Raw genomic sequence first — 16,361 nt, 5'->3', positions numbered from 1 at the left:
GATTATTTCTTGCGCAGCACTTCCTGACATTCAGGTTCGTTACAGTAACCGTAGAGGTTTAATGAGTGACCCGTTAAGGTAAACCCATGTTGCTCTGCTACAGCATGCTGTTCTTTCTCGATAATATCATTAGTAAATTCAATAACTTTGTTGCAATTATGGCAAACCAAATGATCGTGGTGATCTTCTTGCATAATTTCAAAAACAGAATGATTGTTTTCAAAATGGTGGCGCTGAATGATACCCGCAGCTTCAAATTGTGTTAACACACGGTAAACTGTCGCAAGGCCGACATCTTCCCCTTGTTCTAACAAAGTCTTGTAAATATCTTCAGCGCTAAGATGATGTTGTTTTGAATTTTCTAATAATTCCAAAATCTTAATTCGTGGAAGGGTAACTTTAAGTCCAGCTTTGCGCAAATCTTGATTGGAAATAGGCATGAAAAAAGGTCTCTCAACAAATCTCAAGTTGGAATAGGCAATAGAATTTAGATGAAGTATGATCTATCCTTTGATCAAATGCATCATAATTTATTGGGATAGTGTAGCAAAATGCAAAAACTCGTGCTGACGTTATTAGTCACTTCACTCCTTGCTGGTTGTTCAATCTTTGGTGTGTATAAGGTTGATATTCCTCAAGGGACTCCATTGACCAAAGCTCAAGCCTCTCAAGTACAAGTCGGCATGAATTTCCAGCAAGTGCGTTTTTTGCTTGGTAGTCCAACAGTGACTGATCCTCTAAATCCTCTACGTTGGGACTACATTTACAACTATATCCCGGGAACTTATGCTAAAAAAGCTAAAATCCCCGCAGCACATGGTCAGCATTTAAAAATTTACTTTGATGGGACTGGTACTGTAACTAAAATTGAAGGTTTAGAAACTATTCCAGAATCGCAACCAGGTTTACCTGCTTCTAAAGAAGCGATTTTAACTGCACCACCACTATAATCGTTTTTTCTAATAAAAATAAACCCCTCAAGTGAAATACTTTGAGGGGTTTTGTTTATGGGGCTTATTGCTTAAAGCGATTACTTTTAATATATCGCCCCACAGGGTTTTTCTCAGCGCGTTTACGACGTATATCTTTGGGATTGATCGTTAAAGGTCGATAAACCTCAACTCGATCACCAGCTTGCAAAATCGTATGTGCTTCAACTTTTGCACCAAAGATGCCAAGTTGTAATGGCTCAGGCAAACTGACCTGTGTCTGCAAACCACTCGTCTCAACTGCTTGTAATGCAGTCATACCAGCTTCAAATGGAATAGCAACTAAAAACTGTTGCTCTGGAGCTGCATAAGCAACCCACACTTGCTGAGCTTTTTCCATCAGATAATTTGTCCAATTACCGCAATCATGGCAATCACAATTGAAAGCGGCAATACAATACGTACCGCAATGCGCCATAAGTTATAAAACAACTCATTGCTAAAATTCATAGATTTACGCAAATGGCTAATTTTCATAATCCAGCCAGCAAAAATGGCATAGATCAAGCAAATAAGTAATCCCCAAAGCATCAAAATCAGCGTAAAGATGTTATGAAGCTCAGGCACAGCCCAAACAGCAATCGCTACAACAATAATCACCCACTGTAAAATAGGCATAAGCTGACGCTGAGCAAGCTGCTCTCTAGCCAATTGGACAAATAACGCTGTTGTCATTACTGCGGTAAAGATCCAAGTAAAAACAGGAAGCTGTGCTTGTAAAGAAAAGAATCCGAAGGCAATCACAGCAATTAACTGAGCTAACCAGATTGGAAGAACAGTTTTCGTTGCTCCTTCTTGTGGCTGAACAGCACCTACACTATTTTGCCAGTAAAGCCCTAAGCCTAACCCACTCGCAACAAGTGCAAGTACAGTTGCATTACCCCACTCTTTAAACTCAACATTAGTCCAATGCCAAGGCTGTAAAGTCGTTCCCATCGTGTTAGCTAAAACAAGAGAAGCAATTACACCAACCGTCATCAGTAAAATTAAAATCTGACGTGGAATAAGGGATAAAATGAGGGCCACAACAGCAAAGCCAGCAAAAACAAGTTGCCCTGAAACACTATTATTAAGCTGTGTAGTCAATAAATTGCCAGCAGTACTTAATACATTACCTGCTAAAAATGGAATAAAAATAACCGCAAGCCAGCCAACCAAACGCCATTTTGGGGAACTATCTGCTTCACGAGTTAAACTTGATAAAGCATTTAAGGCTGTAGTCTTCGACCGTTTTGCTAACGCAATTTCCAAATAACAAACTGGTAGTGCCAATAACAACATTGTGCCTAACCACAATAACCAGAAATCGAGTTGACGATCAATCTGGATGCCCATCGTGGGTGCCAATGTCGCCATAATGATGAAAGATAAGCAAAACGCCATCAGGGGCGATAACCATCGTGACATAGGTATGTCCTGCATTATGCATTCCTTGAAAAAGACTAGAGATATTTTGCCCGTGTCATGCTTGAAAATCAAAGTTTGCTCAATAAAAAAAGCAAACTACCGAAACGATAGTTTGCCGCGCTAACTGAAATTATGATTTATTTTTATTTCAGGTTATGAGAAAAACCGAGCAAACCAGTTTTTCCCTTTCTTTTTTTCTTTTTCTCTAATAATTCCCATCATATTTTCTTTTACTGCTCCTACATAATCGGCATCATCATGTTGAATATGATTAATTAACCATTTAGCCAAAATTTCTTGTAACTCTGATTCAATCGTATGACCCATTTCAAAACGTTCACGATATAATTCTATTTTTTTAATAAATAAATCATGTACACGTTTATGAGGTACACGATATTTATAATCAGCCTCCTCTTGCAAACTTTCTTCGAAAGTAAAATGTGATTGCGTATAATCGATAATATTGTCTAATACATCCTTAATACGACGTCTATCTTCATCATTTTTTACATCATCAATTTCATTAATATAATCAAGTATCCGTTTATGTTGTTCATCAATAACATCAATACCCGTATTATATTCTGAAGCCCATTTCATTTTCATACATCTCCCCAATGATGTTTAATGATTGTTGCATAAACTGCATGATATATTTAAAGAATATAAATAAAAACAAACCTAATTTGTCGGCTTTAGCCCATAAAAATTATATTCAACACAAGTTATTGTTTTTAAATTATTTAATTAAAATTAACCAACTAAAATAATAAAGTATTTTTTAAACAAACTATTTTTACATTAAATGACTAAAATATATAAACATCCTTATTTATATATTTTAAATGTATTTTATATTAATACTGATCTGCGCGCGTAATACGTTTAAGTTCAGGATTTTCTTGTTCACGCTTCAATCTTTCTACAAAAGTAATCGCCTTTTTAATTGGTTCACCATGTTGAAATAAAATCATTTCACCAGGTTGGTACGCTGTCCAATTTTCATTATGTGTTAAAGGTTCAGTTGTTATTACTGCCACACGGTCTTCTGGAGTGGTTACTTGGCTAAAATCGACTTCGACATCTAAGTCAATTAAATGAGCATGATTAAATGGATATTCACGAACGAGCCAATGTAATTTAGTAATGGCATAACTAAATAATGCCTTACCATTAGATAGGCAATAATTAAATGTACCGTATTCTGCAATTTGCGGAGAAATCTTTTCTAATACTTCAAATATTTCATCAAGACTTGGTTCTTCATAACCAAATGCTTCAACCAACTGATCAAGCAAATAGCAAAAAGCTCGTTCACTATCTGTGTTGCCCACAGGTGTAAAACGCCCACTTAAGGGCGGATTAAAGTCATGTAAATCGCCATTATGAGCAAAAATCCAATGCCGTCCCCACAACTCTCGAATAAAGGGATGAGAATTTTCTAAAGTAATTTTACCTTGAGTAGCCTTACGGATATGAGCGATCACGTTACGTGATTTAATAGGATAATTACGAATGAGATCGGCAATTGGAGACTCAACTGCCGATTGGTTATCAACGAATAAACGGCACGCCTTATCTTCGAAAAATGCAATGCCAAATCCATCACTATGATCTGAGGTAATTCCTGCACGCTGTGAAAAACCACGGAAGGAAAAAGTGATATCCGTTGGTGTTGCACAATTCATTCCTAATAGCTGGCACATATCGCTTTTTAAACTACTTCTAATTACCCCATCTGCTCTATTGTGCATGAGAGTAAAAGTGCTTGCAAATCTCAATATGTGCTGGCTATTACAAAATAGAAAATATGATTAACGCTGCACCATTTTATTCATCACAAATGAGGTTGCGACTTTATTTACCTCAAGAAATACAAAATAATCCAAACAGTTAAACTCTTCATCAAAAAATGCCTGTTTCGATAGTTTTGACTGCATGCTCAGATACATTTGGAACAGCTTTGGCATACGTTCATCTTGTGGGAAGCTAAACTCAGGATATTCAGGTTCATAGATTTTTTTTGAACGGATATCAATCGTTTTACTTTCTGGTAACTGCTGAATCTGGCGATGCGTGTAGTATGCTCTAGCCAAATTATCTTGCAAATGAATACTGACACAGCCCATTAAATATTTAGCACGCATTGACCATAGCACTTTGGGTGCAAGGTTTAACCACAACATAGATAACGCTTTACCATTACGGAAGCGGGGATGTACACAAGTACGGCCTATTTCTAACACATTTGGAAGATGGTAAAGCTGGGGAACAATATCAAACTCATGTGCGCTGTAACTCTGTGCTATTTCATGGCCTTGAAATAGTTTTAGACGCGTATACGCTACAATTTCTCCAGTCCATTTTTCACGTAAGACTGCATGCTCACAACCAAAATCGTAAATATCTTGGTCTAAGTTATCTTCAAACTTGATTCCGAATTGTTGGCTAAATTGTTGTGCACGAAACCGTTGTACATCTTGTAATTCTTTTAAATTATCAACCCACTCAAAACGAAATTGCGTCTGATTTATTGCTTTATGACGATTTAAAGGTAAAGTCCAGGTTTGGCGATATTGATTAAATTTTTCCAGCATAATGAACGCTCCTAGTGACACCCCCTACACTAGTCAAAGCTCATGACAAAAAAATGACCAAATCAAAATGGTATAAAAAAAGACCACCTAGGGTGATCTTTTTATTGAAAATAACGGATTTCTTAAGCTGTTTTAGTGCGGTTAGAAATCAGCGTTCCAACACCATGATCAGTGAAGATTTCAAGTAATGTGGCATGTGGCACGCGACCGTCAACAATATGTGCACTAACAACGCCGCCTTTAACAGCATCAAGCGCACAGCCTACTTTAGGAATCATACCGCCATAGATCACACCTGTTTCAATGAGGCGATCAACTTCTTGCGTCGTAAGACCAGTTAACAGATTTTTATTTTCATCAAGCACACCGCTAATATTGGTGAGCAAAATTAATTTTTCAGCGCCTAAGGCTTCTGCAACTTTGCCTGCAACTAAATCAGCGTTAATATTATAAGTATTGCCTTCTTCATCTACACCTAGCGGTGCAATAACTGGAATAAAGTCACTTTGGGTGAACATTTCCAATACATCTGTTTTAACGCCAGTCACTTCACCAACCATACCCAAGTCGATATGTTTGATAGAACCATCTTCTTCTTGCTTTTCCATGAGCAATTTGCGGGCACGAAGTAAATTGCCGTCTTTACCTGTTAAACCAATCGCACGTCCACCGTGTTTATTAATCAAATTAACGATTGATTTATTTACGCTACCGCCTAATACCATTTCAACCACTTCCATGGTTGCTGCATCAGTTACGCGCATACCGTCAATACGGTCAGATTCACGGCCTAACTGCTTTAAGAATGAGTCCACTTGTGGCCCACCACCGTGAACAACAATCGGATTTAATCCTACAGTTTTAAGTAAAACAATGTCTCGAGCAAATGAACTTTCAAGCTCCGGATCAGTCATTGCGTTGCCACCGTATTTCACCACCAGCGTTTTACCAGTAAAGCGTTGAATATACGGCAAAGCTTCAATCAAGATTTTTGCTTTGTCGACACCGATATGCTGATGTTGTGGCATTACGCCTCTCCTTACTTAGGCCTCTGAAAGTTCTTGTGCAATTTGCGGATAGTGTTCTTGTAACATATCCACAAATTTTTGCTGGATTTCCTTTAATCGTAAAGGATTATCTGCATCAAATCGTACTGTAAAGTATTCACCAGTATTTGATGCTCGAATAATGCCAAAACCATCATCAAAATCAAGACGTACGCCATCAATTTTACTAATACGTGCCCCTAAGCGATGACTTAAAATCTCAATATCTTGTAATACATACTTTGGATCGGACTGATAAGTACCAATATAGGTATCTTCTGTACAACATCTTTCTGGATATGGAGCAAATAATTCAGAAATTGTAGCGGTATCAGATTGGGTAAAATACTCCATTACTCGTAATGCGGCATATAAACCATCGTCGTAGCCAAAACCACGGCCATCATTAAACACATAATGACCTGCATATTCTCCACCAAAAATGGCACGCCCATTCGATTGAGATAAATAAGCTCTTAGGAAACTACTTCCCGTGCGGATCATTTTTGCTTTTCCGCCGAGTTTCTCGACAGTTTCTTGAACCATACGCGAACATTTCACATCAAAAACAATTTCTTGCTCTGGGTGCTGCTCAAGGCACATTTGGGCAAAAAGCGACAATAAGCGGTCTGCGGTCAATATCTGTGCTTTTTCATCGACTAAAACAACGCGGTCTCCATCACCATCCAAAGCAATACCAATATCAGCCTGCTGCTCGACCACGGCTTTTCGCAAGCTAATCAAATGAGCTGCATGTGATGGATCTGGTGCGTGATCTGGAAACTCTCCATTTGGATTAGTGCGTAAAGCAATGACTTCACAACCCATTTTTTCTAAGATTAGTTTTGAACAATGCCCAGCTGAACCATGCAAACCATCTAAAACAACTTTTAAAGGACGTTTTAACTGAATATCTTTAAAAATGGCTTGTTGGTATTGCTGGCAAAATTCAGCTTTAAATTGCGGTAAGGTTAACTCAAGTACAGAAATTGAATGGCTTGGAACGTAAGTTTGGGCTTCTTCACCCACCTGTTGAATCATTTCCGGAGACGGCGGTTCGCCTTTTAAAATCCACTTAATACCATTATCAGATTTTGGGTTATGGCTTGCTGTCACCATAATGCCATTGCCACCAAAATCTCGTGCAATGTAATACATCATTGGTGATGAACAGCAACCAATATTAGTCACATTTAAACCTTGTTCTATTAAAATTTCTTCAATTAAGTGTGCATAGGCTGGGCTTGTGAGACGGGCATCATAGCCAATCACTAATTGAGTTTGTTTTGCTTGTTTGTATTGTTGTGCCAATCCGTAGGCAATTGAACGGACAACGTCCGTGGTTAAGTAAGAAAGTTTGCCTCTAATATCGTAAGCACGAAAAATACTTTTTGGAAATGAGTGTCTTACATTCATAGCGTATCTTCTATTTAAAGATCAATTCGATCTATCGCAAAAACATAGATTATTCAAAATTTTTGAAAGGTTTGTTTGCTAAAAAAGTTAAAAGAATATGAGTAAAGCGTGTTGTAATATAATCCATTGTAACATTCAAGATATAAAAAGAAACGCCTGTTCAACAGGCGTTTGATTTTCGTTAATATTTTAGAAAAACTTACTGTTTACCTGTATGACCAAAGCCACCAGCACCACGTAAAGTTTCTTCAAATTCTTCTACTTGCTCAAATTCAGCTTGTACGACTGGCACTAAAACGTACTGTGCCAAGCGCTCACCAGGTTCTAAACGGAATGTAGTTTGACCACGGTTCCAAACTGAAACCATCAATTCACCTTGGTAATCTGAATCAATCAAACCAACTAAGTTGCCAAGCACGATCCCGTGTTTATGACCTAAACCTGAACGTGGTAAAATTAAACCAGCAAAATTTACATCATGAATATAAATTGCCATACCTGTTTTAACTAAAACAGTTTGTCCTGGTTCAATATCAATTGCTTCATCTAAACAGGCACGTAAATCTAAACCCGCTGAACCTGCTGTTGCATATGAAGGTAAAGGCCATTCTTTACCTAAACGCGGATCGAGCAATTTCACTTGAACTTTCATGGGATTTCCTAAAAATTAAAAAAATTAACGCTTTAATAAAGCTTTTAAATTTGCCAGATATTGTTGAGCCTGTTCTTTAGGGTCAACATTAGCCGCAATTTTCTTTTTACGCCCTAACCACTCAAGCTCATCTTGTGGAAGCTCATCAAGGAAACGGCTAGGCGTCATTTGTTTCATCTGTCCGCCATTTTTGCGCTGTTCCGCTAAAGTTAAAGTTAAACCTTGGCGTGCACGTGTAATTCCCACGTACATGAGACGGCGCTCTTCCTCAATGGTTTCTGCTGCAATCGAGTTCTTGTGAGGCAATAGTTCTTCTTCAAGTCCCATAATGTATACATATGGGAATTCCAGACCTTTTGCTGCATGCAAAGTAAGAAGGTTAACTTTATCTGTATCTTCTTCTTCCTGCTGCTGTTCTAACAGATCGAGCAAAACTAGTTTTCGGATGACACTTTCAATATTCTTTTCATCAACATCTTCAGCACGATTAATCAGATTTTGAATGCTGGTAAATAAGTTCTCGATATTATCGAGTTTACTTTTTTCTTGTGCAGGAGTTGCTGACTGTTCTCGAACATAATCCATATAACCCGCTTCGTTCATCATTTGACGAACTTTAGGCACAGGCTCATCATCTTCCAACAATTCACGAGTAAATGTCGCGATAAAATCGGCAAATTCATGAAGCTGTGTTTCCGCTTTTTTAGGCAGCACCATGCTTAAACGCTGGTCAGCAGAAGCACCGAGTAAAGACAAATTATTTTCTTGTGAGAATAAACCTAACTTCTCAAGAGTAACTGGTCCAATTGCGCGTTTAGGCGTATTAATAATACGTAAGAAAGCACTATCATCTTCTGGATTAATAATAAGACGTAAATAACTCATCACGTCTTTAATTTCTGCACGGGCGAAGAACGATGTACCGCCAGAGAGTTTATACGGAATTTGCATTTGGCGAAGCTGGGTTTCTAATACCCGTGCCTGAAAGTTTCCGCGATACAAAACAGCATAATCTTTCCAGTTCTTACCGTTCATCAGCTTATGAGTCAGTAAGTCTTTTACCACGCGCTCTGCTTCATCATCATCATTACGACATGTAATGATTCGGATAACTTCACCATGCCCTTTATCACTCCACAATTTCTTGTCAAAAATATGTGGGTTGTTTTGAATCACACAGTTGGCCGCTTTTAAAATACGGCTGGTCGAACGGTAATTTTGCTCAAGCTTAATAATATGTAGATTTGGGAAGTCTTGTTTAAGCAATGCCATGTTTTCAGGCTTAGCACCACGCCATGCGTAAATCGACTGGTCATCATCACCTACCGCGGTGAACTGCCCCATTACACCAACTAATAGTTTGACCAAAATATATTGGGCCGTATTGGTATCTTGATATTCATCAACCAATAAATAGCGAACGCGGTTTTGCCACTTGTCACGTACTTCTGCATTTTCTTGCAATAAACGTGTTGGCATAACAATCAAGTCATCAAAATCGACGGCATTGTAAGCACGTAAATTACGTTCATAAAGTTGATAAAGATGAGCAAACTGGACATCTTCCGGTGTTTCACAAGTCGAATGTGCTTGTTCCGGCAAAATCAGATCGTTTTTCCAATCTGAAATTTTCTTCATTGCTTTAGCAATTAATTCTTTACTCTCTGCACCCGATAAATTGTCGCGATGCATAAGATCCATCAAAATACGTTTACAGTCATCTGCATCTAAAATCGAAAAATTAGCTTTTAAAGGTAAATTTTTAAGTTCTAAACGTAAAAGGTTTAAACCAAAAGTATGGAAGGTCGATACGGATAGACCTTTTGCTTCTTCACGTGAGAGAAGCTTGGTCACACGCTCTTTCATTTCACGTGCAGCTTTGTTTGTGAAGGTCATTGCAGTTATACGATGCGCTGGAATACGGCAATGCTGCACCAAATAAGCAATTTTACGGGTAATTACCGATGTTTTACCTGAACCAGCGCCAGCAAGCACCAATAAAGGGCCCTGAGTATATTTCATGGCTTCTTCTTGCTTGTTGTTCAATTGACTGGCAGATGACATCGTGTATTACCTCTTAATTTTTCGAGCATGATTATAGTCATCTCTTTTTTAGAATCCCAATAGTAAATCTACGGATATGTATAAATGATGTCTAATAATGCAATTTATGCGCCGCAGAATGTCGTGATTATTTCTTGTACTGCACCCATAAAAAAACCACCCGAAGGTGGTTTTTGAAACAATAAACTAGATCTTATTGTTTTGCATAAATGCTGATTTCTACACGGCGGTTTTGTTCACGGCCAGATGCAGTTGAGTTATCTGCGATCGGGTTAGATGAACCATAACCTTGCGCGTCGATACGGCTAGCAGATACGCCTTGGCTAGCTAAATAACTACGTACTGATTGAGCGCGTGCTTGTGATAATGGAATGTTAATTGAATCATTACCAGTGTTATCAGTATAACCAGTTACAAGAATTGCACTCTTGTTATCTTCAGCCAAAGTTTGAGCCACTTTGTTTAAAGTTGCGTAGAAGTTTGGCTTGATGTTTGATTTGTTTGTATCAAAAGTAATGCTACCAGGCATGATCAATTGAACAGAACCATCTGGGTTACGGCCAACGTCTACACCAGTACCCGCCATTTGTTGACGTAATTTTTTCTCTTTCTGGTCAAGATATACACCACCAGCAGCACCAAGAACTGCACCAATTGCCGCAGCACGGTTGTTTTGACGGCTAGAGTTTGCATTTGATTTAGAAATACCATAACCAGCTGCTGCACCAATTAAAGTACCTAATGCGGCTTTATCGTATTCAACGCCACCAAGATTATTACCAGTTGTTTGACAACCAGAAAGTACTACTGCTGCCCCTACCACTGTTGAAATAACTAATGCACGCATTGCATGCCTCCTCACTTTGTGTGTTTTGTTGTCTGAATGAATAATGAAACAAAAAGGAAGTATAAAACATTGATATTTTGTTAATAATAAACAGTTTAGTTACTTTTTTGTAATATTTTGATGCACTTTAAGATGCAACCTCATCACAATTTCTTCATTGTTGTCTAAGATATCGTTGTATTTCATATTATGACAGTTATAGTTGAACAACTTTTCTATGGATTTGAGACATTCGGGGTCATTTATATGCCAACTGCACCCAATAAACAATCTGCGCTAAAAAAAATTACACGTGGACTCACTGTAGGTACAGTCATTACAGGAAGTACTTTTTTTCATGGTCCCCCTGTTCTTGCATTAGGTCTGACCAAGCTTTTAAAGAAATCATCAAAAATAGATGAAACTAATATTCAAATTACAAATAGCTGGTTAGGGGTAAATAATTGGCTAATTGACCATGTTCTTCCTAATCTAAAATGGGACATTACCATTGATGAAGGACTTGATCTGAATATGCAAGGTCGTTATCTAATGACTTGTAATCACCAAAGTTGGGTAGACACGACTGTAAATCAATATTTTGGTTTAACACGTATGCCACTCACCCGTTTCTTTACTAAATGGGAACTCATCTTTATTCCTTTTGTTGGTCAAGCATTTAAGATTTTAGGCTTCCCAATGATGAAACGTCACACCAAAGAACAGATCGCGAAGAATCCTGAACTTAAAGACCGTGACATGATGGAAGCGCGTAAAGCCTGTGAGCAGCTTTTAAGTCAGCCCTTCACATTATTAAATTATCTGGAAGGGACTCGTTTTACTCAAGAAAAACATGATCAGCAAAAATCACCTTATAAGCATTTGCTAAAACCCAAAGCAGGTGGCTTAGCACTTGCATTAAATATCTTGGGTGACAAAATCGATGCCCTAGTTGATATGACTATCGTCTATCCTGATGGTGTACCGGGATATAGTGATTTCTGGCTCGGAGATGTTTCAAAAATTGCGGTTAACTTACGTAAAATTGAAATTCCAGAGTGGGTGCTTGGCGGCAATTATGAAGATAATGCGGCTTATCGTGAACGTTTTCAGCAATGGGTTCATGACATTTGGACTGAAAAAGATCAACTTATTGAACAAATGAAGTCTCAATATACCACTATAAATATTTAAGAAAGCGCCCGTTATTATGCAAAACAGTTCTGGGAAAAAAACGAAATATCATCATGTAGACCCAAACAGCCTTTCATTTAAGCTGTTTTTGGTCTACGACATCTTTATGGTGTTTATTATCATTTTTAACTTGTTCTGTCTTGCGACTAATTTCTTTCTAATGAGCAGTATTGGGGCATGGTTCTTTGAACATATTCACTTGCCCCAAGTACTCAGCTTTTATCGTACTTCACTACATCCGTGGGTGATTACATCAGAAGCTTGGTTTATTGGTTTTTTAATTGTTGAGTTGCTTGTGCGCTGGGCTATTGCGATTATCAACAAGCACCATAAGCGTTGGTTCTTTTTCCCGTTTATTCACTGGTATGAAATTTTAGCTATTATTCCTCAACTCCGTTTTTTACGTTTATTCCGCGCAGGGATTATTGCTTACCGTTTACATGAGTTAGGCTATCCAGTTGTTCCGGAAAGCTGGCGAAAAACTGGGTTGTTTTACTATCGCGTCGTAATGGAAGAGTTATCTGACCGCGTTGTAATTACCGTGATTGATGGCATTAGATATGAACTTGAAACCAGTTCTAGTCATAAACAAATTATTCACGACTTGGTTAATCATCATCGTGAACAATTTACTGTCGCTCTAACCGCATTATTACAAGAGTCTTTAGCGACCGCTTTAAAAGAACAAAAGCCTGCCATTACAAAAGGTGTGGGTAAAATTGTAGATCAAGCCATCATTGATACGCCTGAGTTAACTCAATTATTACGCTTAATTCCTTTGGTGGGCGGACGCATTGAACAACAAATTCAAAGTATTGGTCAAAGATTAGGTGAAAATATTAGTGCAGGTTTAATTGAACCTTTAATTGAGGGATCTCAAGATACTCCAAATCCCACTTATCAATTAATTTCTCAAAGAGTAAGTGAAATAAATATTAATAATCGTCAGCTTGAGCAATTGGTTGAATCTGTCGTGTTTGAGACACTGGAGTCTGTACGCAAACAAGTTAAGGTCAAACAATGGCAACAAACCCTTGCGGAGTATGATCGAATCAAAGAATAAGCATTTATTTAATTTTTTATGAATCACGCTAGAGAATTGGCACGAATTGTTCTAGCATTTGCCCTATTTACAATAAACTTAACGATATTACAGCTCGTTTAACGCCTTGAAGGAAGACTTATGGCTGATATACGGATTACCGGCAGAATGGTTAACTTTAGCAGGATAACCTTCGATACCAATGATCATGATGTGATCCGCCAGCAATTATCAAATATTTTAAATGAAGGTTCCTATCAAGGAACTTTAGTGATTATTGACAGTACAGTTGAGCAAGAGTTAATTGCTTTAATTCAACTTCTGGTGAGCTTAGGTTTACAACCAATGGCGGTAATCGACGGTATTTTAGGAGATGAAGCTCGCGCTATTCAATTCCCTGTTTTACCGGCAGATCAACCATTACAGCGCATTAAAGCAACAGCTGAACAAGTGGCGATTGTGGAAAAACCTACTACGGCCCCTGCCTCTTCTTCATCAGAAACAAAAAAACCACTAAACAAGATAGCGGTCGCTCATATTACCTCTTATCATGATGAAATTTTGCGTACAGGCCAATCCCTTGTACAGGATAACGGCGATATTATTTTAAAGGCTGGCATGAATAGTGGTTCCGAGGTAATCGCTTCAGGAAATATACATATTTATGGCACAGTTCGTGGTAGAGTCATTGCTGGTGCGGGCGGGCACGCAGCTGCACGCATTTTTTGCCAATCTTTAGAGGCGGAGCTCGTTTCCATTGCCGGAACGTATTGTGTCGCAGATGATATCCCTAAACATGTGGTAAAAAAACCAGTACATATTTATTTAAATGAAAAGCAAGAGCTTGAATTTGAAGCTCTAGAACTTTAATTTATTAAGCAAATCACCAAAAAACAGCCCTTTTAAGGGTGTATGACCATAATAGGAGTGGATTCGGTGGCCAAAATTGTTGTCGTAACATCAGGCAAAGGTGGTGTAGGTAAAACTACAACGAGCGCATCTTTTGCAACAGGTTTAGCCCTTCGTGGTCATAAAACTGTTGTAATTGATTTTGATGTAGGCTTACGTAACCTTGATTTAATTATGGGTTGTGAGCGTCGTGTTGTTTATGATTTTGTTAATGTTATTAATAACGAAGCACGTCTGCAGCAAGCCCTTATTCGCGATAAAGATATCGAAAACCTTTATATTTTACCGGCTTCACAAACACGTGATAAAGATGCGTTGAGCGACGAAGGTGTTGCTCGAGTTATTGATGAGTTATCTCAAGAGTTTGATTACATCATTTGTGACTCACCTGCAGGGATCGAGCGTGGCGCAATTTTAGCTATGTATCATGCAGATGAAGCAATCATTGTAACAAACCCTGAAATCTCTTCAGTACGTGACTCTGACCGTATTATTGGTATGTTAGATAGCAAAACCAAGAAAGTTGAACACAACGAAGGGCGTATACGTAAACATTTATGTATTACACGTTTTAACCCGGAACGTGCTGACCGTCAGGAAATGCTGACAATTGATGATATTTCTAAAGATATTTTACGCGTACCGACATTAGGTGTTATTCCAGAATGTCCAAGTGTATTACAAGCATCAAACGAAGGTAAGCCAGTTATTCTGTATTCAGAAACTAAAGCTGGTCAGGGGTATGATGATTTGGTTGCACGCTTCCTTGGCGAAGACCGTCCTTATCGACACATCACAGCTCAACCTAAAGGCTGGTTAGCACGACTATTTGGAGCGTAGATATGGCAGGATTCTGGAGTAAATTATTTAGCAGCGAAGAAAAACCATCAAGTGCTCAAACTGCCAAAGATCGTTTGAAAGTTATTGTTGCTTCTGAACAAGGTTTAGGCCGCCGTTTAAGCCAAGACAAAATTGATCAGATGAAAAAAGAAATCATGCAAGTGGTTAGTCGTTATGTTAGCGGTGTAGGTGAACAGCATATCCAAATGCAAGTTCGCTCTGAAGCTAATATCGAAATGTTAGAAATGAATATCAATTTACCTGAAGAACGATAATTCTATTTCTGACTATTCAATAAATCAGAATCAAGGCAAAATAACGCAAGTTATTTTGCCTTTTTTAAAATGAGGAGATTGTCATGGCATTATCACAGCCAGCAACTTTCAATGAAGAATGGTCCGATGAGCGTGTTTTTGCCTACCTCAACCAACTTCCTCCAAGTGGTGTGAATGCAGATTTTCATGTGCTCTACCATGCATTCAAACATATGCGCCCAACAGACTATGAGCGTCTTTTAACGCAATTTATTGCGGACGGACGCGATATCAATGCAACAAATCCTGAAGGTGAACGCATTCATGACGTGATTGCTAAGTTTCCGCGTCAATCGGCACCATTTTTAGAAGTTCTAGCAAAGTTTGCCTAGTTTTTTCTATTTGAATAAGACTGCATAATCTATCTTAGTAAAACTTAAGAGATAGATTATGTGGTTTATTTAATTACCTAAATTATTTACATTTATTACAAATAATCTTAAAGTCATCAACACCATTTAATTCTAAATATAAATTTATGAACCCAGAACATATTAATTTAAAACAAACACAATCCATCCAGTCAAATCATATAGAAAATTTAAAAATTATTAGTGTTAATAAATTTATCTTTCTATCCTTAATTTCGTTTGGCTTATACCCAATTTGGTGGATGTTTAAGGCATGGCGATTTTTTCTAATCAAAGATAAGTTAAATATTATGCCCGCTGCTCGTGCAATTTTTTCTATATTATTTTTATATTCACTATTTAATCACATAAAAAACTATGCCAAAGAACAAGGGTATACTAATGATTTCTCTTCAGGTTGGATGTATCTAGGATATCTCATTGCATCTTTACTGGTTGGCCTACCTGATCCTTACTGGCTTATCTCGCTCTGCAGCATTATATTTTTAATCCCAGCCTTTAAAGCGTTGAACTATGCACAAAAACAATTAAATACGACAATTGAGCAAGAAAAATTCAATACACCTCAAATCATTTTAATTATTATAGGATCTATCATGTGGCTGCTGATTCTTGTCAGTTTTGTCATATTATTCCTATATCAGTGATCTAAAATTTAGCAATTAAAAAAGCCTCTTTAAGAGGCTTTTTT

At 37.9% G+C, this 16,361-nt stretch carries 19 protein-coding genes; 8 read left to right on the top strand and 11 right to left on the bottom strand.

Going from position 1 to position 16,361, the window contains the following annotated elements; translation table 11 throughout:
- Window positions 1-2: 2 nt before the first annotated feature.
- On the bottom strand, window positions 3-440 hold the full coding sequence (gene fur, locus ACXM0J_RS00820; protein WP_016141990.1) for a ferric iron uptake transcriptional regulator: 438 nt from the start codon (window positions 438-440) through the stop codon (window positions 3-5).
- Between the two features lie 111 nt (window positions 441-551).
- On the opposite strand from fur, the gene ACXM0J_RS00815 reads away from it, so the two are divergent.
- On the top strand, window positions 552-950 hold the full coding sequence (locus tag ACXM0J_RS00815; RefSeq protein WP_002121740.1) for an outer membrane protein assembly factor BamE: 399 nt from the start codon (window positions 552-554) through the stop codon (window positions 948-950).
- A gap of 64 nt (window positions 951-1,014) precedes the next feature.
- On the opposite strand, the gene ACXM0J_RS00810 is transcribed toward ACXM0J_RS00815, so the two are convergent.
- The 10 genes from ACXM0J_RS00810 to ACXM0J_RS00765 form a co-directional block, all read right to left on the bottom strand.
- Entirely contained in the window at window positions 1,015-1,329 is a 315-nt protein-coding gene (locus ACXM0J_RS00810; protein ID WP_086264827.1) for an RnfH family protein, read from the bottom strand.
- Window positions 1,329-2,396, bottom strand: coding sequence for an SLC5/6 family protein (locus tag ACXM0J_RS00805; protein ID WP_139841464.1), 1,068 nt, complete (start codon window positions 2,394-2,396; stop codon window positions 1,329-1,331). Before ACXM0J_RS00805 ends, ACXM0J_RS00810 begins: the two co-directional genes overlap by 1 nt.
- 153 nt (window positions 2,397-2,549) lie before the next feature.
- On the bottom strand, window positions 2,550-3,005 hold the full coding sequence (locus ACXM0J_RS00800) for a bacteriohemerythrin (protein ID WP_086264826.1): 456 nt from the start codon (window positions 3,003-3,005) through the stop codon (window positions 2,550-2,552).
- Window positions 3,006-3,256: 251 nt separating this feature from the next.
- Entirely contained in the window at window positions 3,257-4,105 is an 849-nt protein-coding gene (locus ACXM0J_RS00795) for a class II glutamine amidotransferase (RefSeq protein ID WP_086264825.1), read from the bottom strand.
- A 108-nt stretch (window positions 4,106-4,213) separates the two neighbouring features.
- Window positions 4,214-4,996, bottom strand: a complete 783-nt coding sequence (locus ACXM0J_RS00790) for a GNAT family N-acetyltransferase (protein ID WP_086264824.1) — start codon at window positions 4,994-4,996, stop codon at window positions 4,214-4,216.
- Window positions 4,997-5,118: 122 nt separating this feature from the next.
- Window positions 5,119-6,024, bottom strand: coding sequence for an acetylglutamate kinase (gene argB / locus ACXM0J_RS00785; protein WP_002121716.1), 906 nt, complete (start codon window positions 6,022-6,024; stop codon window positions 5,119-5,121).
- Window positions 6,025-6,039: 15 nt separating this feature from the next.
- Window positions 6,040-7,458, bottom strand: coding sequence for a phosphomannomutase/phosphoglucomutase (locus ACXM0J_RS00780; RefSeq protein WP_086264823.1), 1,419 nt, complete (start codon window positions 7,456-7,458; stop codon window positions 6,040-6,042).
- 199 nt (window positions 7,459-7,657) lie between these two features.
- Entirely contained in the window at window positions 7,658-8,110 is a 453-nt protein-coding gene (gene dut, locus ACXM0J_RS00775; RefSeq protein ID WP_002121799.1) for a dUTP diphosphatase, read from the bottom strand.
- A gap of 24 nt (window positions 8,111-8,134) precedes the next feature.
- Window positions 8,135-10,174, bottom strand: a complete 2,040-nt coding sequence (locus tag ACXM0J_RS00770) for a UvrD-helicase domain-containing protein (RefSeq protein ID WP_005070868.1) — start codon at window positions 10,172-10,174, stop codon at window positions 8,135-8,137.
- 193 nt (window positions 10,175-10,367) lie between these two features.
- A complete protein-coding gene (locus ACXM0J_RS00765; RefSeq protein WP_005070886.1) occupies window positions 10,368-11,021 on the bottom strand; it encodes a YiaD family glycine zipper/OmpA-like lipoprotein in 654 nt (217 codons plus the stop codon).
- Window positions 11,022-11,267: 246 nt separating this feature from the next.
- Between ACXM0J_RS00765 and ACXM0J_RS00760 the strand changes: the two genes are divergently transcribed.
- The 7 genes from ACXM0J_RS00760 to ACXM0J_RS00730 all read left to right on the top strand — a co-directional run bounded on the left by ACXM0J_RS00760 (window position 11,268) and on the right by ACXM0J_RS00730 (window position 16,317).
- On the top strand, window positions 11,268-12,194 hold the full coding sequence (locus ACXM0J_RS00760; protein ID WP_086264822.1) for an acyltransferase: 927 nt from the start codon (window positions 11,268-11,270) through the stop codon (window positions 12,192-12,194).
- A 16-nt stretch (window positions 12,195-12,210) separates the two neighbouring features.
- On the top strand, window positions 12,211-13,257 hold the full coding sequence (locus ACXM0J_RS00755; protein WP_086264821.1) for a hypothetical protein: 1,047 nt from the start codon (window positions 12,211-12,213) through the stop codon (window positions 13,255-13,257).
- Window positions 13,258-13,377: 120 nt separating this feature from the next.
- Window positions 13,378-14,106, top strand: coding sequence for a septum site-determining protein MinC (gene minC, locus ACXM0J_RS00750; protein WP_199978025.1), 729 nt, complete (start codon window positions 13,378-13,380; stop codon window positions 14,104-14,106).
- Between the two features lie 66 nt (window positions 14,107-14,172).
- A complete protein-coding gene (minD, locus tag ACXM0J_RS00745) occupies window positions 14,173-14,985 on the top strand; it encodes a septum site-determining protein MinD (protein ID WP_002121719.1) in 813 nt (270 codons plus the stop codon).
- A gap of 2 nt (window positions 14,986-14,987) precedes the next feature.
- The gene (gene minE, locus ACXM0J_RS00740) at window positions 14,988-15,260 is read left to right on the top strand and encodes a cell division topological specificity factor MinE (protein WP_000896934.1); all 273 of its coding nucleotides are present in this window, start codon (window positions 14,988-14,990) and stop codon (window positions 15,258-15,260) included.
- An 83-nt stretch (window positions 15,261-15,343) separates the two neighbouring features.
- A complete protein-coding gene (locus tag ACXM0J_RS00735; protein WP_033848348.1) occupies window positions 15,344-15,631 on the top strand; it encodes a PA4642 family protein in 288 nt (95 codons plus the stop codon).
- Window positions 15,632-15,777: 146 nt separating this feature from the next.
- Entirely contained in the window at window positions 15,778-16,317 is a 540-nt protein-coding gene (locus ACXM0J_RS00730) for a hypothetical protein (RefSeq protein WP_014205975.1), read from the top strand.
- The last annotated feature ends 44 nt before the right edge of the window (window positions 16,318-16,361 follow it).

The sequence above is a fragment of the Acinetobacter sp. GRABPA_MV_2 genome, from assembly GCF_056725885.1.
The sequence above is the reverse complement of the archived record's forward strand: the minus strand, read 5'-3'. Positions and strand labels throughout refer to the sequence as shown.